Annotated in this window: 21 protein-coding genes; 13 read left to right on the plus strand and 8 right to left on the minus strand. The window is 36.4% G+C overall.

Features of this window, described 5'->3' with window-relative positions; translation table 11 throughout:
* Positions 1 to 7: 7 nt before the first annotated feature.
* The 6 genes from PGH12_RS04895 to PGH12_RS04920 all read right to left on the minus strand — a co-directional run bounded on the left by PGH12_RS04895 (position 8) and on the right by PGH12_RS04920 (position 11,725).
* Entirely contained in the window at positions 8 to 1,888 is a 1,881-nt protein-coding gene (locus PGH12_RS04895) for a rhamnogalacturonan lyase (protein ID WP_267596969.1), read from the minus strand.
* Between the two features lie 302 nt (positions 1,889 to 2,190).
* On the minus strand, positions 2,191 to 2,997 hold the full coding sequence (locus PGH12_RS04900) for a hypothetical protein (RefSeq protein ID WP_267596970.1): 807 nt from the start codon (positions 2,995 to 2,997) through the stop codon (positions 2,191 to 2,193).
* A gap of 183 nt (positions 2,998 to 3,180) precedes the next feature.
* On the minus strand, positions 3,181 to 5,955 hold the full coding sequence (locus PGH12_RS04905) for a glycosyl hydrolase (protein ID WP_267596971.1): 2,775 nt from the start codon (positions 5,953 to 5,955) through the stop codon (positions 3,181 to 3,183).
* Positions 5,956 to 6,169: 214 nt separating this feature from the next.
* A complete protein-coding gene (locus PGH12_RS04910) occupies positions 6,170 to 7,492 on the minus strand; it encodes a rhamnogalacturonan acetylesterase (protein WP_267596972.1) in 1,323 nt (440 codons plus the stop codon).
* A 1-nt stretch (position 7,493) separates the two neighbouring features.
* Positions 7,494 to 10,349 carry a glycoside hydrolase family 2 protein gene (locus PGH12_RS04915; RefSeq protein ID WP_267596973.1) on the minus strand — a complete coding sequence of 952 codons (2,856 nt, stop codon included), beginning with the start codon at positions 10,347 to 10,349 and terminating at the stop codon, positions 7,494 to 7,496.
* Positions 10,346 to 11,725, minus strand: coding sequence for a rhamnogalacturonidase (locus PGH12_RS04920; protein WP_267596974.1), 1,380 nt, complete (start codon positions 11,723 to 11,725; stop codon positions 10,346 to 10,348). Before PGH12_RS04920 ends, PGH12_RS04915 begins: the two co-directional genes overlap by 4 nt.
* Positions 11,726 to 12,042: 317 nt before the next feature.
* Here PGH12_RS04920 and PGH12_RS04925 point away from each other — a divergent pair, with 317 nt between their 5' ends.
* The 13 genes from PGH12_RS04925 to PGH12_RS04985 all read left to right on the plus strand — a co-directional run bounded on the left by PGH12_RS04925 (position 12,043) and on the right by PGH12_RS04985 (position 22,346).
* Complete coding sequence (locus tag PGH12_RS04925) at positions 12,043 to 12,702, plus strand: TetR family transcriptional regulator C-terminal domain-containing protein (RefSeq protein WP_267596975.1); 660 nt, start codon at positions 12,043 to 12,045, stop codon at positions 12,700 to 12,702.
* A complete protein-coding gene (locus PGH12_RS04930) occupies positions 12,703 to 14,025 on the plus strand; it encodes an ABC1 kinase family protein (RefSeq protein WP_267596976.1) in 1,323 nt (440 codons plus the stop codon).
* A complete protein-coding gene (locus PGH12_RS04935; protein ID WP_267596977.1) occupies positions 14,025 to 14,162 on the plus strand; it encodes a DUF2256 domain-containing protein in 138 nt (45 codons plus the stop codon). Before PGH12_RS04930 ends, PGH12_RS04935 begins: the two co-directional genes overlap by 1 nt.
* A 35-nt stretch (positions 14,163 to 14,197) precedes the next feature.
* Positions 14,198 to 14,485, plus strand: a complete 288-nt coding sequence (locus tag PGH12_RS04940) for a TIGR03643 family protein (protein ID WP_267596978.1) — start codon at positions 14,198 to 14,200, stop codon at positions 14,483 to 14,485.
* Positions 14,486 to 14,508: 23 nt separating this feature from the next.
* Positions 14,509 to 15,207, plus strand: coding sequence for an SDR family NAD(P)-dependent oxidoreductase (locus tag PGH12_RS04945; RefSeq protein ID WP_267596979.1), 699 nt, complete (start codon positions 14,509 to 14,511; stop codon positions 15,205 to 15,207).
* 42 nt (positions 15,208 to 15,249) lie between these two features.
* Complete coding sequence (locus PGH12_RS04950; protein ID WP_267596980.1) at positions 15,250 to 15,894, plus strand: MarR family winged helix-turn-helix transcriptional regulator; 645 nt, start codon at positions 15,250 to 15,252, stop codon at positions 15,892 to 15,894.
* A gap of 41 nt (positions 15,895 to 15,935) precedes the next feature.
* A complete protein-coding gene (locus tag PGH12_RS04955) occupies positions 15,936 to 16,814 on the plus strand; it encodes a helix-turn-helix domain-containing protein (protein ID WP_267596981.1) in 879 nt (292 codons plus the stop codon).
* 85 nt (positions 16,815 to 16,899) lie between these two features.
* Complete coding sequence (locus PGH12_RS04960; protein WP_267596982.1) at positions 16,900 to 17,499, plus strand: DapH/DapD/GlmU-related protein; 600 nt, start codon at positions 16,900 to 16,902, stop codon at positions 17,497 to 17,499.
* A 10-nt stretch (positions 17,500 to 17,509) separates the two neighbouring features.
* A complete protein-coding gene (locus tag PGH12_RS04965; protein ID WP_267596983.1) occupies positions 17,510 to 18,688 on the plus strand; it encodes an NAD(P)-dependent alcohol dehydrogenase in 1,179 nt (392 codons plus the stop codon).
* A gap of 13 nt (positions 18,689 to 18,701) precedes the next feature.
* The gene (locus PGH12_RS04970) at positions 18,702 to 19,175 is read left to right on the plus strand and encodes a cyclophilin-like fold protein (RefSeq protein ID WP_271286806.1); all 474 of its coding nucleotides are present in this window, start codon (positions 18,702 to 18,704) and stop codon (positions 19,173 to 19,175) included.
* 10 nt (positions 19,176 to 19,185) lie between these two features.
* Entirely contained in the window at positions 19,186 to 19,680 is a 495-nt protein-coding gene (locus PGH12_RS04975) for a cupin domain-containing protein (RefSeq protein ID WP_267596985.1), read from the plus strand.
* Positions 19,681 to 19,756: 76 nt separating this feature from the next.
* Positions 19,757 to 21,910, plus strand: a complete 2,154-nt coding sequence (locus tag PGH12_RS04980) for a glycoside hydrolase family 97 protein (RefSeq protein ID WP_267596986.1) — start codon at positions 19,757 to 19,759, stop codon at positions 21,908 to 21,910.
* Between the two features lie 178 nt (positions 21,911 to 22,088).
* Positions 22,089 to 22,346: a glycosyltransferase family protein gene (locus PGH12_RS04985; RefSeq protein ID WP_267596987.1), complete on the plus strand. Its 258-nt coding sequence runs from the start codon at positions 22,089 to 22,091 to the stop codon at positions 22,344 to 22,346.
* A gap of 23 nt (positions 22,347 to 22,369) precedes the next feature.
* On the opposite strand, the gene PGH12_RS04990 is transcribed toward PGH12_RS04985, so the two are convergent.
* Complete coding sequence (locus tag PGH12_RS04990) at positions 22,370 to 22,855, minus strand: DUF4385 domain-containing protein (RefSeq protein WP_267596988.1); 486 nt, start codon at positions 22,853 to 22,855, stop codon at positions 22,370 to 22,372.
* 89 nt (positions 22,856 to 22,944) lie between these two features.
* Positions 22,945 to 23,397, minus strand: a complete 453-nt coding sequence (locus tag PGH12_RS04995) for a ferritin-like domain-containing protein (RefSeq protein ID WP_267596989.1) — start codon at positions 23,395 to 23,397, stop codon at positions 22,945 to 22,947.
* Positions 23,398 to 23,506 lie beyond the last annotated feature (109 nt).

The following is a 23,506-nucleotide window of genomic DNA, read 5'->3' on the forward strand; positions in this document are numbered from 1 at the left end:
AATGATTTTATTTTTTTGGAGTTATAGTTTTAACATTCGGTTTTGGCATTTCCTTAATCGATTCATCCAGATAATAATCCGTATGCGGTGGCTGATTATATCCCACATTTTGCCAGACAATGCTCAAACGGTATTGCGGATTATGCATCAAAGTGTACAATCTATGTTTCGTCGGAATGGTTGTCGAAAAAATTCTCAATTCCTGATTATCTGTAGTTCTGTACATCACTTCTTCACGCCAATCTCCGAACAAATCGACCACCAAAGCAGGATTTTTCTTGGTTCCATTATTTGATTCACACTGGAAATTTTTAGCATCAAAAATTAGATTTGATTTTTCATTCTTCCAATCCCATTTTGAAACGTTTGTGCCGTCTAAAATTTCGCTTAAAAAATCCCCGTCCCAATAAATCCCCATATTGGCAGGTGGATTTTTGTCACTGATTTTTTTTCCTTTGCTATCATATATTCCTTTCAGTCCAGCTCCGGCTGCCCAGAATTCTGAACCTTCGTAACGAGGGTCAATATTTAAAGACAAACCTCTTCCCGGACCTTGAAATTTCCCCTGTTTGCTGTAAACTGTGGAAGGTAATTTCCATAAAACTTTTCCGGTTTTCCCATCTCTGAAATGCGCTCCTGCATCATCAAATCTCTCCTGAATGTCAAAAATTTCCAGTCCCGGATTGGAAGGGTCCAAATCTCCGACGTGCAATGCATCGCCGTGACCGTAACCTGTACTGTTTAACACTTTTCCGTCGTCATCCACCGTCATTGCCCCGAAAACAATTTCGTCTTTTCCGTCGTTATCAACGTCTGCAATCGTCAAATTATGATTTCCCTGTCCGCGGTATTTTTTATTTTCTTCTGAACTTTCGGTATCAAAAAGCCAACGTAAACTGAGTTTTTTATCTTTATAATCCCACGCTGCAATCGCCGTTCTGGTGTAATATCCTCTCGACATAATCACACTCGGTGTTTTGCCATCCAAATATGCAACTGCACCTAAAAATCGGTCGATACGATTTCCTTTGGCATCGCCCCAGGTTTCGGTCATCTGTTCATCGGTCGGATTCAAACTGCCTGCAAATCTTGGAACTTGATAATTAACTGTATTGATTTCAGCGCCGGTTTGTCCGTCAAAAACGGTCAGATATTCCGGTCCGGAGAGAATCATTCCGTTTTCGTTGACGTAATTTTTGGTCGAATCGCCAATGAATTTTCCTTTTCCGTCTTTGCTTCCGTCGGCGGTTTTCATTACGATTTCAGCTTTGCCGTCCTGGTCTAAATCATATACCAAAAACTGGGTGTAATGCGCACCCTCTCTTATATTTTTCCCTAAATTAATTTCCCACAAAAGCTTTCCATCCATTTTATAAGCCTGAATAATTGGCGGATCGGTTTCGCCTTTCTGACTGTTGTCTTTTGACCTACCGGTTTGATGAAGGATAATTTCGTATTCACCATCTCCGTCCAAATCGGCAACAGAAGCGTCATTCGGTGTGTAACCTTGTGGTGTTTTTAATGGAATTGAAAAATAAGGTTTTTGATTAGCTACATATTTTACAGAATCAATGTCAACCGATTTATCCTGAGTATTTGATTTGACGAAATAGGTGTAATTTTTTGCTTTGTCTGGGGTTTTATCTAAAAAATTCGTTTCGTTCGAAAGTTGTTTTTCATTCAGCTTTTTGGTTGAATTATTTTCAGTTCGGTACAAATCAAAATGGGTTTTTTGAGCTTCTGTGCCGAGCAAACGCCAACTCACAAAAATGCCGGAATCCGCTGGAATGGCAACGATTCCTCTCTTCAGATATTCCATTTGTCTTTGGGCAAAGGCTAATTGCGAAAGAAAAATGACTGATGTAATGAAGATATATTTGACTTTCATAATTCTGTTTTGATTTTATAAGTTTTGGCTAAAGCCGGATTTGAAAAACCTTTTTTAAGCGGGCTTCCTTCGACAAACTCAGGATGACATAACCCGTTCCTATTGATAATTTTCGATGATTTTTATCCTTGCCAAGGTTTGAAACCTTCACAAGGATTTTTTGCGCTGAATCTCTCGCAGCCCGACTTGAACGGAGCTCTTTTTGTGAGGAGGAACGACGAGCAAAAAAGCGGGAGTGGAAGGCGGATAAAGCTGCCCAAATAAAATTCATCGAACCGCTTCAACCGATTGCACACCTTTAATTATTTCTGGGAAGTCTGCTTCAAAAGCCACTTCACCCACTCTTCAGTTCCCTGATAATTGGTAAAATCTGCGGGTAGTTTTTTGCCGTCGATGTACTCGTTGTAGCACCACGGGTCACCCAATGCGAATACAGTTCCTTTACCGATTTTTGCGATGGCTGCGATGTTTTTGCTTTCCGCAGACAGCAATTCTTTCGCTAGACTTTTCACGGAAATCGTTGCTACTTCCTTCATATATAATTTTTGTTCGGAGAAAATTTCATTCCTTGCCGGAACCATCACTTTTCCCTGCTCAAATTCTCTTTTCTGAACTCGGTTGTAGCTGTCTTCATTGAAATGAATGCCAAATTCTCCTGCAAGTTTGTTGAAATGTTCAAACTCAGAATTTCCTTTATCGTTGCTCATCAAAACCAAAACGCCTCCTTTTTTTACCCAATCTGTCAGGTTTTTGATGCTCGTCGGGTCAATCAGATTCGCCTTTCCGCCGTACGCTTCTTTGTCAATATCTGCATCGACGATGATGTAAATATTGGCTTTTTTTAAATCTTTTTTTGTAGGAGCAGTCGTCAGCGTACTGATTTCTGCGCCTTGTTTCTGGAAGAGCTCTCCCAACAGAGAAAACCCGCCGTTCGTTGTATCATTCCACGTGTAATGCCAGGATTCCAAGGCTTTGGTTTCTTTGTTTTCTCTTTTTTCGTTGTTGAAAAAGTTGTCTAAAACGACTTTCGGTTTCTGCTGAGCATTGGAAAAACTGAAGGTCAACAAAGTTCCTAATGCAAATGTTTTTATGATATTTTTTGTACTCATTATCAATTATTTATTTTTTTGAATTCGTGAATTTTCGATTTCATATTTTAATTAATCTGCTTTCTTAATAATTTTTAACGCAAAGTCAGCAAAGTTTTTTTTACTACTAACTTTTTTTTAAGTTACACAAAGGCGTTTCACTTAAATAAGAACACAAAGTTTCAAATTTCATAATCCTAAAATTTATTTTGAATAATGAATTGGAATTAATTGAATTTCGCCATCCAGACCGGAAGGCTGAACTTTCCAGTTAGATGCATCGAAAGGCTTATAGTTAATGTTCACAAAGTTGATTTCGTGATAATTTCGCCACTGGATTTTATTTTGGTCCATATAACGGATACGGTTGGCCATCAGATTACTCACTTCAATCTGAATCGTATTTTTTCCTTTTTTAAGATATTTTCCGACGTTGATTTCAAACGGGTTGCTCCAGACAATTCCGGCCTCTTTCCCGTTGACAACCACTGTCGCACTTTCGTAGAGTTTATCGAACTTCAAAAGGTAATTGTCAGCTTTATTTTTCTTTAAATTAAAAGTCGTTGTGTAGACTCCGGTTCCCGAAAAACTTTGCGTTTGAGCGTCTTCTGTGAAATTCGTCCAAGGTTGAAGTTTCGTCAAAGTTCTTGATTTCGGAAGTTCCGGACCGCCTTCTTTGAAGGTAAGTTGCCAAGGTTGATTTAAAACAATTGGCCCTTCTGTTTTTTCAACATATTTCCATTTTGCAACAGAATTATCTGCAGTTTCAGAAGCTCTTACAATTAAAGATTGCCCGGATTTCAACTGAATTTTCACCGAATTATTTTGAGTTTCAGCAATTCCATAATCCCCATTTTCAGGATTCATCAAAGCGACCTGTTTCCCAACAAAATTCAACGGAATATTCTGATTGATTTCCTTCGAAGTGTGATTGACGATGTAATAATATTTTCCGCCATCAAACTTTCTTCGCACGAATTTCAATCCGGTATCAGTCAGTTTTTCTCTTTCAATTTTTAAAAATTCCAGACCTTTTTCAACATCCGAAGTCAGGATAATTTTTCCTTCTCCAAATGTTGCCGATTTTAAATTTCCGTTTTGCTGAAAAGGAATTGACTTCCATAAAGTCTGCAGTTCCGCTTTTCTTTTTTCTGCTTCAAAATATCCCGGAATATTTTTCGGTTCATTCTGAAATATAATAGATGCGCCGTTTTGAGCTAAATTCAGAATATTTTTCAAGGTAGATTCCGGTAAATAATCCAATTGCGGAATGATTAAAACTTTATAAGAACCACCTTCTTTTGAAACCTGAATATTTTGATTATCCAACTTCGCCTCGCTAATCATTTTATCGGAAACCATATCCAGAGAATAGCCGGATTTGCCCAATTTATCGAGGTTTTTATAAAACTCTGTGGGCTGTAGCCATTTTTCAATATTGTGAATTTTAAAGGCAACATCTTTCCCTTTCGGACTCGCCCACTGGTCATAAACCGGCCAGTAAATCAACAGTTCGTTATCCGATTTTCCGCTCTGCAAAACACTTTGCGTACGTGCAACATACGAATTGAGCCCACTCAACTGTGGCCACAAACTATTCTCGGGCACAAAATTGGTCGATGCATAAAACAACCATCCCGGAAATTGTACATCCGCGGGCGTGTAGGTCGTTCCGTGGTAAAAAACGTGATTGATTCCCGACAAAAAAACCTGCTCCACTTCCGGTTTTGCCTGTGACCACGAGGTTTTGAAATGCTCCGTGAGCCAGGTAAAAGTTTCATTCGAAATCAATTTTTTGCCCGTTACATTGGCTGCCGAAGAAGAAAATTTCAACATATTAATATCGGGAACGTCCGATTTTTGAATGTCGGCGCTGTCTCTTTTCAAACCTAAAATATCAAATGGCGTACTTCCAAATGTTTCAGATTCGGGAATATCAACTGCTGCATATAAATCCAATAAATTTCCCGGCGAACCGTGTGCCTGATTGGTATTTTTGGAGTTTTTGGAATGTGCCCAATTGGTAAAATCTTTGGTAAAACGATTTAAAATCAAATCGCTCAATGTTTCCCTGTAATCAGATTTTATTCTTGCTGCTATTTCGCTTTCCTCATTGCCCACCAAATATTTGATGTACGGACTTAAATCATAACCCCGTCTTTTTTGAAATTCTTCTTTAAAATCGGGCGTCCAATCGGCGTTATAAACTTCATAACTGTCGTTGAAAAAAGAACGGATTCCATAATTTGAATTTCCAAAAGCTTTATCGAAAGTTTTCAGATAATCCTTTGTAGCATTGGGCGAAAAATGGTCTAAAGTGTACCCTTCTCCACCCGGAGCAGCACGTTTTACCTTCTGTAAAGTTTTACCCACAAAAAAGGCGTAGATTGTCCACTTGCCTGAAGTTGGTTTCCAGTTTAAAGTTCCGTCAGCACTGATTTTATCCGTTAAAATCAACGGTTCATTTTTTTCGTTGTAAGCGGTTACAATATCTAATTTTACGGTTTTTAAATTCTTCTGCTTTTCGTCTTTCAGAACAATTTTTTCTGAGAATTTTTCATTCTTTTGAATTTCGTAAATCTGAACAATCATCTTGGTCGCCGCATCATTTTCGTCAACTTGTGGCCCACCGATTGGCCATCCCGTGCCAACTGCCATATCAACGTCCATATTTAAGCTTTTCGCTTTGCTGGTCGTGAATTGCAACATTTCCATCCATTCTGGAGAAAGATAATTGATGTAATTTTTTTCAAAACCTTTTGCGCCGTAAATCGGTACGATTTCCACGCCACCGAAACCTGCTTTATTTAAAGTAGTCAGTTGTTTGTCTAATCCTTTTTCGTCAACCGCATTTCCCATCCACCACCAGCGTGTCCACGGTTTTGCGGTCTCTGTGGGTTTTGGCCACGGGTTTTGTGCGGAGAGATTTCCGAAGGCAAAACAAATGACACTGAGTTTTATGATATTTTTGATATTCATTTTTACTTTTTAATTTAACCGCAAAGTCATAAAAGATTTTAAAATACATTAGTTTGTTGAAAAATCTGCAATTTTCTTTTTAAAACTGCTTGTTGAAATTTCATCAAAATTATTTCCCCAACCCTAAAGGGAGTAATTTTCCTGAAATCTTCAAAGAAATTTTGCTTCCTTTAGGGTTGGGGCAAACAAAATTTCTTTGAAAATCATTTGACAATTAATTTCCATCAGGCTTCAAAGATTCCATAAAAACAGATTCCGGCCAATGGAATTTTTCTAAATCATCAGGTTTATTGGGGTTAAAACTTTTATAATTTTTTGAAATATATTTCTTTAAAGGTAAATTTTGGTCGACGATAGATTTCACGACACATTTTGCTAATTCGTAGGCACCATAAGGGTTAAAATGGGTATCATCTGCCAAAGTTTCTTTCTGATTCGGATAAGAATTGGCTGGATAATATACGAATGCTTTTTTGGAATTCTCAGGTCCCATCGCTTCAAACAACGTTTTGCTCATCGCATTTAAGTCGATTAAATATACATTTTCTTCCTTCGAAATTTCACGCATCGCATCCGGAAAATCCTCCAATTTATTAACAATTTTATTATTCTCGTCAAAAACTCTGCGGTTCATTGAGGTAACCAAAACAGGAATTGCACCCAATTCTTTGGCTTTCGAAATCCATTCTTTTAATCGCTTTCTATAACCGGATTTTGTACTGTTTCCCGCCTTTTGGTCATTGTGCCCAAACTGGATGAACAGATAATCTCCGGACTTTATTTTATTCCAAATTTTATCAATTCGGTGACGGTCTTCAAAAGCTTTGAGGGTTTCACCACTTTCTGCGTAGTTGGCAATCACGACTTCATTTGGAACGAAAAAATACGGCAACATTTGTCCCCAAGACGCCCAAGGTTCGTACTGAGCATCCACAACCGTAGAATCTCCAGTGATATAGATAGTTTTCGCCGTTTTGTTGGGTTGAATGATGACCGAACAAACTTTTGGAGCTTTATCGTTGAATTCAATCGTCAACAGATTGTCCCAATGCAGATATTTTCTTTCTCTCGGTTTCAGTTTTACAATCCCAATTTGAGTTCCGTCCTGATTTCGGATAATGCTGTCTTTGACGTGAACTGTGATTTGTTTTTCGAGGATTTCGCCTTTTTTAGTTTTGACTTCATTCAACATCAGACGACGGTTTTCCACACGAACTGTCGTTTCCGATGTTCCTTTTGTATCGCCTAGATTCAGTTTAATATCATAATTTCCTTCAGGAATTGCGACAGAAAAATAGAATGGTTTTTCGCTGATGATGAAATCTCCTGTCAATGCATTTCCGCCATTATCGACAGATTTCAGACCGGAAATATCCATAAAACCGTAGCCGATTTTCTTATCAAATTTTGAGGTCGACATAATAGGAATAAATCCGTTTTCGTTTCTTTCTGTGCCAAAATCAAAATTAAAAGTCGTCTGTTGCGCGAACAAAAGCGAACCTAAGAAAAGCGTCAAAAATTTTATCCAGTTCTGCATCTTAATCTGTTAAAATATTTTCTTTAGGCATTGTAAACTGCTTATTTTCATCACCCAAATCCGGCAGACCAAAATAGAAATACAATGTTCTTTTGAAGGTCCCATTCAAATGATTCGGTTCACTTTCAGGGCCTAAAGTCGAAGTATCATTATTAATATTAAATGCTAAAACAGTTCCCAGTGGCGGAATAGCATCGAGGAAAGAAATGTTTTCTGTAGGCAGTTTTGGATAACCTTCCGCACCATAAATTCCGTAAAAATCGAAAAGTCTGATGAACATTTTTTCTTCTTTTGTTCCTACCGTAATTTTTCCTTCTGCAGTATTCAATTGCAACCACGAAACATCGTCGAAATAACCTTTAAATTCCGGATAAATCCAAGGTGAAAAACCTGTTCGGGTAGAGTTTTTTAGATTTTGCCAGACATTGTAGGTTTGTCCTTGCGTTCTGTTTTTCCAAACGTGATACGGACCTTTGCCGAGCCATTTTGCGCTGATAACATAATTTTCGGGATAATCGAAACTCACGCCTGAAAACGGGTAATCTGCGGAAAGCGAATATTCATAATTCAATTCTAAAACTCCATTATGATTCAGTTTCCAAATTATTACTTTTCCATCTTTAAAACGAGCTTCTATTTCCGCATTTCCTTCTTCCAGAAAAGATTTGAAAGATGATAATTCCGTTTTTCCGTTCACGAAAACGGGTCCGTTTGTGAAGGTCATTTTTTTGCCTTTCTTATCTAAAATGACAGACTTTAATAATCCATCTTTTTTTCCAAACGAAAATTCTTTTTCGTCTGATTTCAAAATAAATAATGAGTCATTTTCTATAACCAAAATCGGAAATTCTTTGATTAAAGATTTCGAAAACTGTTTTGAAATATCATCGTTTGATTTTATTTTCCAAGTCCAGGTGTAAATTTCCTTTCCGAAAGAATCGGTTGCGGTCAGCATTAAAGCTTCATTTTCTTTCCAATTTGATGGTAGATTTAGTTTTAAATTTCCCTTTTCTGTTGGTTTAATATTAGGAGATTCTGCTTTTCCTTTTTGAAGCACATCAAAACCAGATTCAGACGAGAACGGTGTTTTAAATTTAACCAGTTTCCATTCAAACTGGCATTCATTCAGATTAGTAAAATGATAACGATTTTCAACAGGAATGATTCCATTAAAATCATTCCGCAACGTTTTCAAATCAATTTTTACCGGACTGTAAATTTCCCGTATGGCGTAAAAACTTCCCTCTTTTTCACGATGCGGACCGACCACGCCATCGGGAGCGTTAATCGCATTGACATCAAGTTGATTATTATAATCAGTTCGCACCAATCCTTCATCCGCAAACGCCCAAAGAAAACCGCCTGCACCTTTTTTGGAATTCCAGTGAAGTTCCCAGTAATCGGCTAAAGATGTTCCGCCACCGCCGTCATCCTGCGCGTGCAGAAACTCGGTCGGCATATAAATATTTTCGCCTTCGAGAATTTTTTTGGTGCTGTAATAATCTTCATAATGATTGCAGTCGATGCCGTTGAAAGCGTTTCCAGGTTTGTGATGAGCGTGAATTACAGGACGGTCTGACAAGTCGTATTTTGCATATTCTGCATCCAAATCAAAATTATGTCCGCCTTCATTTCCGTTGCTCCAAAAAATAATTGAAGGATGATTGGCATCTCTCGTAACCATTTCTCTCACGAGCTTTTTTCCAACTTCAGTGCTGTATTTTTTTTGCCAGCCAGCGAGTTCATCCAAAACATATAAACCTAACGAATCGCAAATTTGTAAAAAGGATTTATTTGGAGGATAATGAGCACATCGAACGGCGTTCATATTCATCTCTTTAATGAGCTGAACGTCCATCAAATCGATGTTTTTGTTGACCGCTCTTCCGGTTTCTGGCCACCAAACGTGACGGTTGATACCCTTCATTTTGATTTTGGTTCCGTTGACGTAAATACCGTCGCTTTTTCGGATTTCAATGGTTCGGAAACCGAATTTTTCTTCGGTTTGGTAGATGTTTTTTCTATTTTTATTTAAACTGAATTTCGCTTTATATAAATTCGGCGTTTCAGCTGTCCAGAGTTTTGGATTTTTAAGATTGAATTGGATTTGTTTTAAAGTATCATCTTTCTGAATTTGAATCTGAGATTCCCCAACTAAATTATTTTTAGCATCAAAAATTTCAACCTTTACATTATTGGCAGATTGAATTCCTTTTAAATGAATATTCGAACGGAAAGTTCCATCTGCTTTGGCATCAATTGCTGTCCAAGAAATATTTTCTTTTGGAGTCGCTTCCAAATAAACCGGTCTGAAAATCCCTCCCAAAACCCAATAATCAGCCAGCCGTTCTGCGTTGTTGACCGATTTATCAGTTGACATTTTGAAAACTTTGACTTCGATAATATTTTCTTTTCCGAAAAGTAATTTGTCGGAAATATCATATTTAAATTCATAAAAAGCACCCTGATGAATTGCTCCGGCCAACTTGCCATTGATTTTCACTTCGGTGTCGGTCATTGAACCTTCAAAAACGATGTTGATTGACTTTCCTTTCCAGGAATTCGGAACTGAAAATTGGTGTTTGTAAAGACCTACTTCATCATTGAATTTAAAATTTTTGCCGTAAGTAACGTAATCTCTTCCGTAGTTATACGAGCCAAATCCCTGCTGTTCCCATTGTGACGGAACCTGTATTTTATCCCAGCTTCCGGATTTTCGTCCGCCGGTTATCCAAAAATCCCATTGTTTCGTATGCTCAGAATCTGTTCCGCTTAGGAATTGGATTTCCTTAGATTGAGCATGCAGAAACTGTGAGCAAAAGCATAAAAGAACAAATATTTTGGAATAAAAACTCATTTAGCAGAAATATCGGAATCGTCTTTTTTGTCGTAAGATTGCGTGAGAGAAGCCACTTGCATCACATTGATATTTTTTTGCTTTAAATTCTGAATGTGATTCAGGTTTTGCATTTCAGGTTTTACAGCTTTGATTTTGAAATTTTCAAATGTGAAATCCTTCAAATCAAACAAATCTGATTTTTCAATAGAGAACGCCGTTTCACAACTGATGTCGATATTTTTTATTGTGATATTGTTGGCCAATCCTTTTCTAGGTCTTTCTTCACCTTTTAAATCAAAAAACTGGTTCCAGCCTTTTACATATAAGAAAGTTTTTACGTTTCCGGTGATGTTTTCAACCGTTAGATATTCATAATGCTGAGGCGTGTCGGGACGCATTTTAAGGTGTAATAATCTTGATGCATCTTTTACTTTAGAATTGCGCAAAATCACATTGTAATTGTGAATGGACTCACTTCCGCAAGTCAAAACGCTGTGGCAGAATCCAAAAGTATTGTCTTCGATAAGAATGTTTCTGTTTTCGCCGTTGTTCGGGTCTTTATCAGACTTCGGACCTTTTCCGCCTTTCAAAGCAATTGCGTCGTCGTTCACTGACATATAGCAATTTTTAATTAAGAAATTGGTACAGGCGTCGATGTCAACCGCGTCTGTACTTGGTGCTTTTACAGGTTCTTTCGGAGCGAGAATGGTCAGATTTAATAATTTAACAAAATCACTTTTATAATAATGCGTGCTCCAAAAAGGTGAATTTTTAATGGTAATTCCTTCCACCTGAACGTTTTTAGAATTTGAAACATAAATAATTCTAGGTCTCATTTCGTCCATATTAGTGCATTTAGGATTCCATTCTCTTCTTTTCCAGAATGATTTCCAGAAACGAAGTCCGTTTCCATCTAATGTTCCTTTTCCTGAAATCGTGAAACCGTCTAATCCGTCTGCATTAATTAAGGCAGGAAAATATTTTACTGTTTGACCTTCCATTCTTGTCGTTACCACCGGAAAATCATTGATATCGTCGCTACCTTTTAATTTTGCTCCAGCTTCCAAATGCAAATGCGTTCCCTGTTTGAAGAAAACTGAACTGATGAGAAATGTTCCCTTCGGAACCACCACAATTCCGCCGCCGTTTTTAGCAGCCAAATCAATGACTGCCTGAAGTTCTTTGGTCTGAAGAATCGTGCTGTCGTTCTTCACACCGTTGGCTGTAAGGAGGTATTTCTTGCCTAATTTGCTAATGTCTGTAGGTTTGTTTTCTGTGAACCATTTGTCGATTTTGGTTCCATCCGGCCATTTGTCCTGACTTTTCAGTCCGTTAGAAAATGATAGGATTATTATTAATGAAAATAGGAATTTAGGAGTGTTTTGGAATTTCATAATTGGTTGATATTGTTTAAAACCTGATTTCTGCCTCATCATTATTAAGCTCTAAAAATCAGCAAAATAACTTTCATTTATTATGTGAAAATTATTTTAATATTTCATTTTCATAAAAGTATACATTTTTGGTGCTTGCAGTATCCTGCTCTTTCGGGTTAAAGATACTATCATAATAATTGGAAAGAAAATGTCAATAAAAATTTCTTATTACAACACATTTTGCTAAACTCCATAACTGTAATTGGTAAATTATATTACTATATGATAAAAAATAATAATATTAATCACTAAATTTGTTTAGAAATAATTATATAATGGAAAACAATAATACAATGACCGAAGAACGAATATTTGAACTTTACAGCGATTATATTCTTAATCATGGTGAACGACCAAAAAATATCTATCGCTTTGCAAAAGACAATGAATTTGAGGAAAAAGATTTTTACGAATATTTTGCAAGCTTTGAGCAAATTGAACGAAGAATATTGCAGGAGATTTTCATGAAATCTGTTGATCTCGCTGCGACAGTAAATGAAAACCAAGGTACTCATTCTAAAGAAAAAGTTTTGAATGTTTACTATATTTTCTTCGAGAATCTTACAATGAACAGATCGTTGGTTTTGATGCTATTGGGAAAAAATATGCTTCACAATTCTAAAATACTTACACCTCTCAGAGAAACCCATCGGAACTTTATAAAAACTCTCGATTTCAATGATTGGGAAATCATCAAGAATGCAAAAAGTGATGTTCGAAATTTCAATGATAAAGCGAGAGAAGAAATTTTCTGGTTACATCTGCTTTCAAGCATAGACTTTTGGCGAAAAGACACTTCACCAGCGTTCGAAAAAACAGATGTTTTTATTGAAAAAACAATCGATACAGGATTCGAAATCATGGATAGTCAGCCGCTGAAAAAGGTTGCAGATCTGGGTAAATTTCTTTGGAAAGAAAAATTTAAAAAAGATTAAATGAAAACACTCAATACAATTCCTACAGGGAAAATCGAAAGAACCGGAAGCCTTCTTAAAGCTGGAGCAAAAGTGGGAGTCAATTACATAAAATACTACGGTAACAAAATCACGAAAGATAAAAATGAGGAAGAAGCTCTGAAGACTTTGAATGAAGATAATGCCGCAGATATTTATGATTCCCTCAAAGAGCTTAAAGGTTCTGCTTTGAAAGTGGCCCAAATGCTCAGCATGGAAAAAAATATTCTTCCTCAGGCATATGTAGAAAAATTTTCTCTTGCCCAATTTTCTGTTCCGCCGCTTTCCGGAGCTTTGGTGAGAAAGACTTTCAGAAAATATTTCGGTAAAAATCCGGAAGATATTTTTGATCAGTTTTCTCCCGAATCGATTAATGCAGCAAGTATTGGTCAGGTTCATAAAGCTGCCAAAGATGGAAATAATCTAGCAGTAAAGATTCAATATCCCGGCGTGAGAGAAAGTATCTCCAGCGATCTGAAGATGGTGAAACCTATTGCTATGAAGATGTTTAATATTAAAAAAGAAGGTTCAGAATCTTATTTTCAGGAAGTGGAAGATAAATTGTTTGAAGAAACAAATTATGATCTGGAATTGAAGCGAAGTCGGTATTTTGCTGAACAATGTGAACATTTACCGAATATTGTATTTCCAAAATACTATCCGGAATACTCTTGTGAGAAAATAATCACTATGGACTGGATGGATGGAAGACATTTTTCAGAATTTGTGAAAGAAAAAAATTCCCAGAGTGATTTTAATAAAATCGGACAGGCTCTTTGGGATTTTTATATGTACCAAATGCACAGTCTGAAAATGGTGCATGCAGATCCGCATCCTGGCAACTTTCTGGTTTCGGATGATAAAGAATTGTTGGTTATCGATTTTGGATGTATTAAAGAGATTCCGGCTGACTTTTATAAACCTTACTTTGAACTTGCAAAAAGAGAAAACCTGAATAATGCTGATATTTTCCGCGAAAAACTTTACCAGCTGGAAATTCTAAGAGATGATGATTCACCGGAAGAGCAGATTTTTTTCACAAAATTATTTTATGAACTTTTGGAACTTTTCACAAGACCTTTCAATAGTGAAATTTTTGATTTTTCAGATGAATCGTTTTTTCAGGAAATTGCCGATCTCGGACAGCGATATGCAAAAATGAGCAATATGAAAGGAATGAATCTAAACCGAGGATCAAAACATTTTATATATCTCAACAGAACATTTTTTGGTCTTTATAATATGATGCATGATCTGAGAGCTGAAAATATGATCATTAATAATTACTTAAAATTTACCAAATAATGCCGTCGGAATTGCCTTCAAAAATTTGCCCCATTTGTGGTTTTCCATTCAACTGGAGAAAAAAATGGAAACAGAACTGGGAAGAGGTAAAATACTGCAGCGAACGTTGCAGGAAGAATAAACGCAATGACTTTTAACAAGCATATTGTGATTTAAATTTAAACAAATTATTATGAAGATGTTACTCAATTTGCAACAGATTGACCGTATTATAGAAATGGCCTGGGAAGACCGAACTCCCTTCGAAGCAATCAGTTACCAATTTCAGATTTCTGAAAGTGAAGTTATAGAGCTGATGAGAAAAGAACTTAAATCTTCAAGTTTCAGACTTTGGAGAAAAAGAGTGAATTCTGGTGTTAGCAGCAAACATTTAAAGAAAAGAAGTTCAGAAATCACGAGATTTAGATGCAGCAGACAAAAGACGATTAGTCTTAATAAAATTTCCAAACGCATAAAATAATTAAATCTTATCAATAAAACTTTATGAAAAACATTGTAATAATTGGTTGCGGACAAGGTATTGGACTGGAAGCCGCAAAAATTTTGGCAGATAACAACAATATTATAGGAATTTCGCGTACTGAAAATGAGATCGTAAACAGCCTTGGGATAGAATTTCACAAGTTTGATATCAGCAGTGATGAACTTAGCAGTATTACTTTTCCGGATCATATTGACGGTTTGGTATACGCACCGGGAAGCATTAATCTAAAGCCCTTTAATCGACTGACGACGGAAGATTTTAGAAATGATTTTGAAATTAATGTGATTGGTGCTGTAAAAGCGATTCAGCACTTTTTGCCCTTTTTAAAAAAATCAGGAAATTCTTCAGTCGTTCTTTTCAGTTCGGTGGCAGCAAAATTAGGCATGCCTTTTCACGCTTCAATTTCTGCAAGCAAGAGTGCGGTTGAAGGTTTAACGAAGAGTTTGGCCGCAGAATTATCGTCACATAAAATTCGTGTAAATGCAATTGCGCCTTCTCTTACAGACACTCATTTGGCATCACAATTATTGTCAACTCCAGAAAAACGAGATTCATCAGCGAGAAGACATCCGCTACAAAGAATTGGAAGCGCAGTCGAGATGGCAGAAATGGCGGAATTTTTATTATCTGATAAAGCATCGTGGATTACCGGGCAAATTATCGGAATCGACGGCGGAATGGGAAGCACCAAGCTTTAATTGACAAAAAAAAACGAATATCTTTACGCGAAATATAATATTATGAATACCAACTTTATCATCGATCTTCTTCATGAAGTTAAAAGCTATGAAGATTCTAAATTCTACAAGCCTAACGGTAAAGTTGAGGATTTTAGAGTTTGGCTGAATGAAAAAAAATATGCTGAAGAAAGCCCTACAAAACTTTTCAAAAATGAAGATCATACGGTCTCATTTACTGAAAATGATATCTGCAAACAGATAATTCTGCTGAGTAGATATTCGAAATTACTTATTAGAAAGGGTTTGGGAGAATTTCCTGATCTTGCGAATGAAGAATTTACCTATTTGTACAGGCTGAAAGATGAATCGTCGCTGACTAAAACTCATTTGATCGAAAAAAATGCTCATGAAAAACAAACCGGAACACAAATTATTAAAAGACTGATAGAAGCAGGTTTTGTACAAGAGAAGGGAGATGAAGAAGACCGACGTATCAAGCGCCTTAGCCTAACAGAAAAAGGTGAAGAGATTTTCCATCATTCTGTAGAAAAAGTAAATAAAACATCAAAAGTTCTTACAGGAAAATTAGATGTAAAAGAGAAAAAGGATCTTCTGTCAATTCTAAAAAAGCTGAATGAATTTCATGCTCATTTACACGCAGAATCCCGAAATGTGAGCATTGAAAAAATGCAGGAATTGATATGAGAGGTCTCAGTACTTTTATTTGAATTTCTTAACTTTGCGTAATGGAAAAGAAGGTAACCAGAGCAATATCGAGTTTCAACAAAGAATTAAAACTTCAAGGTTTCAAAGCATTCCAAATTGAAGGAGATGGTGCTGAAACCAGAACGTACAGCCGCAAAGAATTTTATAAAATCTGCCTTACGACGGGAGAAAGTAAAATTCATTATTCGGATAAAACCTTTGAGCAGGAAGGAACTATTTTATTCTTCGGAAATCCTCATATTCCGTATTCCTGGGAAACAATTTCTACGGCATACGTAGGTTACACAATTCTCTTTTCAGAGGATTTTTTCAAAAATTCTGAACGTTCTGAAAGTCTGCAACATTCGTCTTTCTTTAAAATTGGGGGTACGCCTGTTTTACAAATTACCGAAGAGCAGAGATCATTTTTAAATACTATTTTTCAGAAAATGATTACTGAGCAGGAAAGCGATTATATCTTTAAAGATGAATTGATTCGAAATTACATAAGTCTGATTATCCATGAATCTCTCAAGATGGAACCGTCTCAGAACTATGAGCAGAGCAAAAATGCATCTTCCAGACTAACATCTGTTTTTTTAGAACTATTAGAAAGACAATTTCCTGTAGAAACTACCGCAAATCCGCTTCAGTTGAGAACTGCTAAACACTATGCACAATATCTGAATGTACATGTAAATTATTTAAACCGCACCGTAAAAGAAGTAACCGGAAAATCTACTACGACACACATTACCGAAAGAATCATCACCGAGGCTAAAGCACTTTTACAACATACAGAATGGAGTATTTCTGAAATCGCCTATGCCTTAGGATTTGAGTATCCAACTTATTTTAATAATTTTTTCAAAAAATTTACGGGAACTACTCCTACTTCATATCGCATATCTGAAGTTTGATTTTCTTAATCTTTGGTTTGATTATCTTTACGTTAATACACTAAAACGGAGCTAATTTTGTATCTGGTAATCAAATCCAAATACAATGTCAGAATCTAATAACAATTCAGCTTTATCCTCTGTTCAGAAAGACGTTTTTGAAAGGTTGCGCGACGGCGAAACCATTGCTCCGGGCGATCCAGAATCTTACAAAATGATGGAAGCTTCATTTGCCACAAAAAAACTTTCGGTACAAATGAATAACGCCTCCGAACCTGAAGAAATCCGAAGTTTCCTCAGTAAAATTACAGAAACAGAAATTGATGAAACGGTTACGGTTTTTACTCCTTTACACATCAATTACGGTAAGCATACAAAAATAGGGAAAAATGTCTTCATCAATTTCGACTGTGTATTTTTAGATCTTGGCGGAATCACCATTGAAGACAATGTTTTAATCGCTCCCAAAGTGAGTCTGCTCTCCGAAGGTCATCCTACGTCTGGTACTCACCGACATTCATTAATTCCTAAACCTATTCATATTAAAAAAAATGCATGGATTGGCGCCAACTCCACTATTTTACAAGGCGTTACGATTGGAGAAAATGCAATTGTGGCAGCAGGATCTATTGTTTCTAACGATGTACCTGATAATAAAATTGTAGGTGGAATTCCAGCAAAAATACTTAAAAATATTAATCCTTAAAACCACTAAAATGTCAGAACAAAATAACAATTCACGAAGAAGATTCATTCAGCAGACCGCTATTGCTGGGGCTGGTTTGGCACTTGCGGGACCGCTGAATCTTTTAGCACAAAACAACAAATCAGCGATGAGTAAAAACATTAAATCAAAAGGATACGCCGGAAAAGATGTAAAAGGAAAAATGCTCCCATGGAATTTTGAAAGAAGAGCCGTTGGTGACCATGATGTTTTAATTGAAATAAAATATTCCGGCATTTGTCATTCGGACATTCATACCATCAAAGGACATTGGGGAGAGCAGAAATATCCTCAGGTTCCGGGACACGAAATTGCCGGAATCGTAACTGCTGTCGGAAAAGAGGTAACTAAATTCAAAGTAGGCGATCATGCCGGTGTAGGCTGTATGGTAAACAGCTGTATGAAATGTGACAGCTGTAAAAGCGGCGAAGAGCATCATTGTGAAACAACCGGAATGGTGGGAACATACGGAGCTCCGGAAGCCACCTCTCCTACAGGTATCACGCAAGGTGGTTATTCTAATAATATCGTGGTAACAGAACATTTCGCCATTAAGATTCCAAAAAATATTGAGCTAAAATATGCCGCACCACTTCTCTGCGCAGGAATTACGACCTACTCACCGCTCATGAAAGCGAATTTTAAAAAAGGCGACAAGATTGGCGTGATCGGCATCGGAGGTTTAGGACATATCGCCGTAAAGTTAGCAGTCTCGAAAGGAGCAGAAGTTTATGCTTTTACGTCATCACCTTCAAAGCAAAATGATATTAGAGGATTTGGTGCTGCGCAGGTTATCGTGGTAAAATCAGCAGAAGATCTAAAACCATACAAGGGCAAATTAGACTTTATGATATCTACCGTTCCTTATGCGTATGATATGTCACCATATATTGACTGTGTAAAAAAGTACGGTTATTTTACGCAAGTCGGTCAGCCGATTAATGGCGAACTGACTATCAACAATTTTAATATGATTTTCAACCGAGTGAATTTTAATGGTTCTTTGATTGGCGGAATTCCCGAAACACAGGAGGTTATAAATTATTGTGCTGATAATAAAATCTATCCGCAGATAGAAGTCATTAAAGCATCCGAAATTAACGAGGCCTGGGAAAAAGTTGTGAATAAAGAAGCCCGATATCGATATGTTATTGACGCCTCTACTTTTTAGCATTAGAAAATTTATGCAAAAATTTTTTATTTTGATTGCTTACCTCCCTGTATTTTCATTCTCTATTATCGCAAGCAGCATCAAAAACGTGGAGACATTTATACAAAACAACAAGGGTAATTATCTAAAACAATCAACATCAAAAATGGAAATAACAATCGGAACTGCAGTTTTTACAGGAACATTATATAACAACTCAAGCAGCGAAGTTCTTAAAGCAATGTTTCCGCTTACCATTAAGATGACAGAACTCAATGAGAATGAGAAGTATTTTGATCTGGCGGAAAATCTCCCAACCAGTTCGACAGCACACTTACCGATAAAGTCAGGTGATTTAATGTTGTACGGAAACAATACACTCGTGCTTTTTTATAAGAATTTTACAACGTCATACAGCTATACAAAATTGGGAAAGATTGATAACCCGGCCGGACTTTCTTACGCTCTCGGCAGAGGAAATGTGACGGTAAAATTTGAAATTAATTAACCAAAAAAATATGAAAAATATATTGAAATCTTTTGCATTATTGATAATTTCACAAGCCATTCTATCGTGCAGCAATAAAAATCAGAAAACAATGAACGAAGAAAAAAACGGATTAGACCAAATTTTTCCCAAGGGAGAAAAAGGATCAGGTGACACATTTACCGGAAACGCATATAATGTTGGCTTAGTCGATGCAGACAATATTTATACAACTGCCGTTGGAAACGTATATTTTGAACCCGGAGCAAGAAGCAACTGGCATAGCCATCCTGCCGGTCAGATCTTAATGATTACCGACGGAATTGGCTATCACCAAATTGAAGGACAGCCAATGGAAATCATCAAAAAAGGAAGCGTTATCAAATGTCCGCCAAACGTTCGACATTGGCATGGAGCAAGTGCAGATGTAGGTTTACAGCAATTATACATCGTACCAAACACCGAAAAAGGAATTGTAAATTGGGATGAAGCAGTCACCGACGAGGTGTATAACCTGGCAAAATGATGCAACCAAATACTTAAAAACAGGTATTAATAAAAAGTTGGTAAAAACTTTGATATCTGAATTGTAAATATTTCACATGAAAAAGTTTACAGTTCAGATATTTCTTCTTTTTGTAGCTTCAACGGCATTAAAAGCTCAGTCTTTACAGTCTCCTGACGGAAAATTCACAATGAACTTCAATTTAAAGAATGGCGTTCCATACTATAATTTGAAATATGATGGAGCGACAGTTATTGAAGATTCTAAATTGGGATTTCAATTATTCAATGACACGGGAGCGATACCTGTGATTGAGAAACCGATTGACGCAAAATTTAATTTAAATAACGGCTTTACCAAATCTGGAGAAAAAAGAGCGTCAAAAAATGAAATCTGGCAGCCTATTTTAGGCGAAAAAAAGAATTATGTCAACCATTATAATGAGTTGGCAATTTCATTAGATCAAAATCTCAGCGATCGAAATATTGTCATTAAATTCAGATTATTCAACGATGGCCTCGGTTTCAGATATGAATTCCCTCAACAAAAAAATCTCAACTATTTTACAATTCGTGAAGAAGATACAGAATTTGATCTGCCGGAAGATCTGAAAGTCTGGTGGATTGTAGCGGATTACGATTCTCAGGAATATCCTTATCAGACCACAAAAATTTCTGAAATTCCCGAAAAATGGGATCAGGCTTTTGACAAACATTCTTCACAAAAACTCATTAAAGGTTCTGTGCAGTCTCCGATCATGTTAAAAAAAGAAGGGGCAAAACCTTTATATATCAATATTGCTGAAGCTGCAGTACTCGATTATCCTGCTTCAAATCTTGATGTTGATCCTGAAAATTTTAAATTTAAAGTTCATCTTACGCCAGACAGACAGGGTGTAAAAGGCTATATTCAAACTTCTTCAGTCACACCCTGGAGAACAATTGTTGTATCGCCAAAAGCCGAAATGGTATTAGATTCAAAAATGCTGTTCAACCTCAATGAGCCAACCAAGTATTCTAACACTTCTTACATTAAGCCAACAAAATACATGGGCGTCTGGTGGGAAATGATCGTTGGAAAATCACAGTGGGCGTACGGAGAACCGAAAACGAATATTCACATCGGAAAAACAGATTATTCTAAAATAAAACCAAACGGAAAACATGCAGCCAACAATACGAAGGTAAAAGAGTATATCGATTTCGCCTCCGAAAATGGTTTTGACGCGCTGCTGGTTGAGGGATGGAATATTGGTTGGGAAGACTGGATTAATCACTCCAAAGAATTCGTCTTCGATTTTGTAACACCAAATCCTGACTTTGATATAAAAATGCTTAACGAATATGCACATTCGAAAGGTCTCAAACTTATCATGCATCATGAAACTTCAGGTTCAGCTACAAATTATGAAAGATGGGCAGACCAAGCTTTTCAGCTGATGAATAAATATGGCTATAACTCTGTAAAGACAGGCTACGTAGGAGATATTATTCCTAGAAATGAACATCATAATTCGCAGTGGACAATCAATCATTACTACAGAATAGTTGAAAAAGCGCACGAATATAAAATAATGTTTAACTCCCACGAATCTGTACGTCCGGGAGGTGAAAGCCGTACTTATCCCAACTGGGTTTCTGCGGAAGCCGCAAGAGGAACAGAGCATGAAGCATTTTTGGGGAATAATCCTGATCATCAGACGATTTTACCCTTTACAAGATTTATTGGTGGTTCGATGGATTACACACCCGGAATTTTTCAGACTAAACTTGATTATTATTTTCCCGGAGACAAACGTTTTGTGAAAACCACTCTTGCCAAACAGCTTGCGCTTTATGTGGTGATGTATATGCCCGTACAAATGGCCGCAGACCTTCCTGAAAATTATAAAAAACATATGGATGCTTTTCAGTTTATAAAAGATGTTTCTGCAGATTGGGATGATACAAAAATTTTATCTGCCGAACCTGGCGATTATATTGTAACGGCAAGAAAAACGAAAGGTCAAGAAACCTGGTTTGTAGGAGGAATTACCGATGAAAATAAACGTGATTATACCGTAGACTTTTCTTTTTTAGATAAGGGAAAGCGATACGAAGCTACAATATATGAGGATGGAAAAAATGCAGATTACATAGAAAATCCACAAAGCTACTCTATTTATAAAAAAATAATCAACAGCAAATCTAAAATCAATTTTAAAATGGCTCGAAGTGGAGGTTTTGCAATAAGTCTTAAACCTGTAAAATGATCATTTATTTTTTTGAAATTTTTAAAATAAAATAAAAAAAATATGATAAGAAAAGAACAAAATCTTTGGGAAAATGATTTCGCATAAACGTAGTTTTGATTTATTTAAGTGAAGTACAAACCTAGTAGTGGCGCACTATTTGCAACTATTTACACAAAAATCACCAAACAAAAATTTTATGGAATTGACCTACGATTTTCAAAAAAACATTTTGAATCCTGCACAACAAATTGAAGATATTGAAGTAGTTTACAAAAAAAATAAAAAATACAGCGGGCCTTTATTAAACGTAACCGAAGACCCATTTAAAATTATCATTTCAGATGATGAAAAAAAAGAAGATTCTGTGCATACAATTGATTTTGATGCTGCATTACAAATCACAGTGAAGTACAGTGATGATTCTTTTAAGGTTTATCAGGATATAATCGACTAAAAATTATTATAATCAGAAAATTCTCACCCTTTTTCTTTTTTCCAATTTTTTTTCATTTTAGAATATTCAGGATCAGCCTCAGCTTTTTTCCACTTTTCATAGAAAATTGCGGCTGATTCTGCTTTTTCAGGATCGCCTGTACCTCTTTCCAACTGTTGATGATTGTTTTCGGCGTCATATTTTTTTCCGCCTTTGTAATTATAATATCTACGTGCACGCGTAAAACCCATCTGAAGATATTTTCTTGCCATATCTGCACCCACAAAATCATTTTCAAGTAAATACTTTTTAAATAAACTATAGATCGCTGCAGAACTTTCTTCTGCAATTTCTTTGCTCTTGAAACGCCAGAATTTTCCGATTTCGGTTTTGTAAGGTTCACAGGTTAAAACACCTTGTTCACCTTTTCCTACGCGGTATTTTTCAGGATGAAGCCTGTAATCTACATCAGCTTTCCAGAAATAATCATCTTTATTAAAATTTAAATAACTCGGCTTTTGATCTTTCATTTTTAAACTGTGAGAGTTTTTTAATTTAGTATGCAAAAAAAATTCCTGAAAGTAAATCTCCCAGGAATTCTGTTTTTTAAAATGAAATCTTAATCTCTTGTTCTTTCAAGAGTTTCAAATTTAGCATAAGAAGATTTCAGATTTTGCAACTGGTCTGCTACCACAACGGTACTTTGTGGACATAGATCTCCGCTTTGTAAAGCTTCCTGATAAGCATCAATCGCTGCTCTTTCGCCAAAAACTACATTTTCTAATGTAGATTCGGTGTTATCTCCACCAAAAGAATTTTTAACGTCAATCCACGTTCTGTGCAAAGCACCTGCAGTTGTAGATGTATCGTCCGGCGTGCCACCGCGCTCTGTGATTAAACTGATAAGGTCTGACTTCATTTTTTGAGATTCCATAACCATTTGATCATAGTCGTTTTTCAATGGAGAATAAGTTTCCCAAACTTTATCTTCCACTTTGCTGAATCCCTGAATTCTGTCGTTTGTAATGTTTAGTAAATCATTAAGTGTTGATACTGTTTTACTGTTGTCCATAATAATATTTTTAAGTTAGTGATAACATAATGTTTGCAATCAGCATACCATTTAAGCGTTTGATAATGTTAAACTTGTTTAACACAGTACTGTGATTTGAATCATAAAA

Origin of the sequence: Chryseobacterium sp. CY350, from assembly GCF_027945075.1 — a bacterium.
GTDB lineage: Bacteria > Bacteroidota > Bacteroidia > Flavobacteriales > Weeksellaceae > Chryseobacterium.

Coding starts and splice junctions, on each gene's coding strand:
- PGH12_RS04975 (WP_267596985.1), top strand. CDS start 19,186: ATGAAAAATATATTGAAATCTTTTGCATTATTGATAATTTCACAAGCC.
- PGH12_RS04995 (WP_267596989.1), bottom strand. CDS start 23,397: ATGGACAACAGTAAAACAGTATCAACACTTAATGATTTACTAAACATT.
- PGH12_RS04930 (WP_267596976.1), top strand. CDS start 12,703: ATGAAAACACTCAATACAATTCCTACAGGGAAAATCGAAAGAACCGGA.
- PGH12_RS04910 (WP_267596972.1), bottom strand. CDS start 7,492: ATGCAGAACTGGATAAAATTTTTGACGCTTTTCTTAGGTTCGCTTTTG.
- PGH12_RS04970 (WP_271286806.1), top strand. CDS start 18,702: ATGCAAAAATTTTTTATTTTGATTGCTTACCTCCCTGTATTTTCATTC.
- PGH12_RS04965 (WP_267596983.1), top strand. CDS start 17,510: ATGTCAGAACAAAATAACAATTCACGAAGAAGATTCATTCAGCAGACC.
- PGH12_RS04935 (WP_267596977.1), top strand. CDS start 14,025: ATGCCGTCGGAATTGCCTTCAAAAATTTGCCCCATTTGTGGTTTTCCA.
- PGH12_RS04940 (WP_267596978.1), top strand. CDS start 14,198: ATGAAGATGTTACTCAATTTGCAACAGATTGACCGTATTATAGAAATG.
- PGH12_RS04980 (WP_267596986.1), top strand. CDS start 19,757: ATGAAAAAGTTTACAGTTCAGATATTTCTTCTTTTTGTAGCTTCAACG.
- PGH12_RS04955 (WP_267596981.1), top strand. CDS start 15,936: ATGGAAAAGAAGGTAACCAGAGCAATATCGAGTTTCAACAAAGAATTA.
- PGH12_RS04905 (WP_267596971.1), bottom strand. CDS start 5,955: ATGAATATCAAAAATATCATAAAACTCAGTGTCATTTGTTTTGCCTTC.
- PGH12_RS04900 (WP_267596970.1), bottom strand. CDS start 2,997: ATGAGTACAAAAAATATCATAAAAACATTTGCATTAGGAACTTTGTTG.
- PGH12_RS04985 (WP_267596987.1), top strand. CDS start 22,089: ATGGAATTGACCTACGATTTTCAAAAAAACATTTTGAATCCTGCACAA.
- PGH12_RS04990 (WP_267596988.1), bottom strand. CDS start 22,855: ATGAAAGATCAAAAGCCGAGTTATTTAAATTTTAATAAAGATGATTAT.
- PGH12_RS04925 (WP_267596975.1), top strand. CDS start 12,043: ATGGAAAACAATAATACAATGACCGAAGAACGAATATTTGAACTTTAC.
- PGH12_RS04895 (WP_267596969.1), bottom strand. CDS start 1,888: ATGAAAGTCAAATATATCTTCATTACATCAGTCATTTTTCTTTCGCAA.
- PGH12_RS04950 (WP_267596980.1), top strand. CDS start 15,250: ATGAATACCAACTTTATCATCGATCTTCTTCATGAAGTTAAAAGCTAT.
- PGH12_RS04920 (WP_267596974.1), bottom strand. CDS start 11,725: ATGAAATTCCAAAACACTCCTAAATTCCTATTTTCATTAATAATAATC.
- PGH12_RS04945 (WP_267596979.1), top strand. CDS start 14,509: ATGAAAAACATTGTAATAATTGGTTGCGGACAAGGTATTGGACTGGAA.
- PGH12_RS04960 (WP_267596982.1), top strand. CDS start 16,900: ATGTCAGAATCTAATAACAATTCAGCTTTATCCTCTGTTCAGAAAGAC.
- PGH12_RS04915 (WP_267596973.1), bottom strand. CDS start 10,349: ATGAGTTTTTATTCCAAAATATTTGTTCTTTTATGCTTTTGCTCACAG.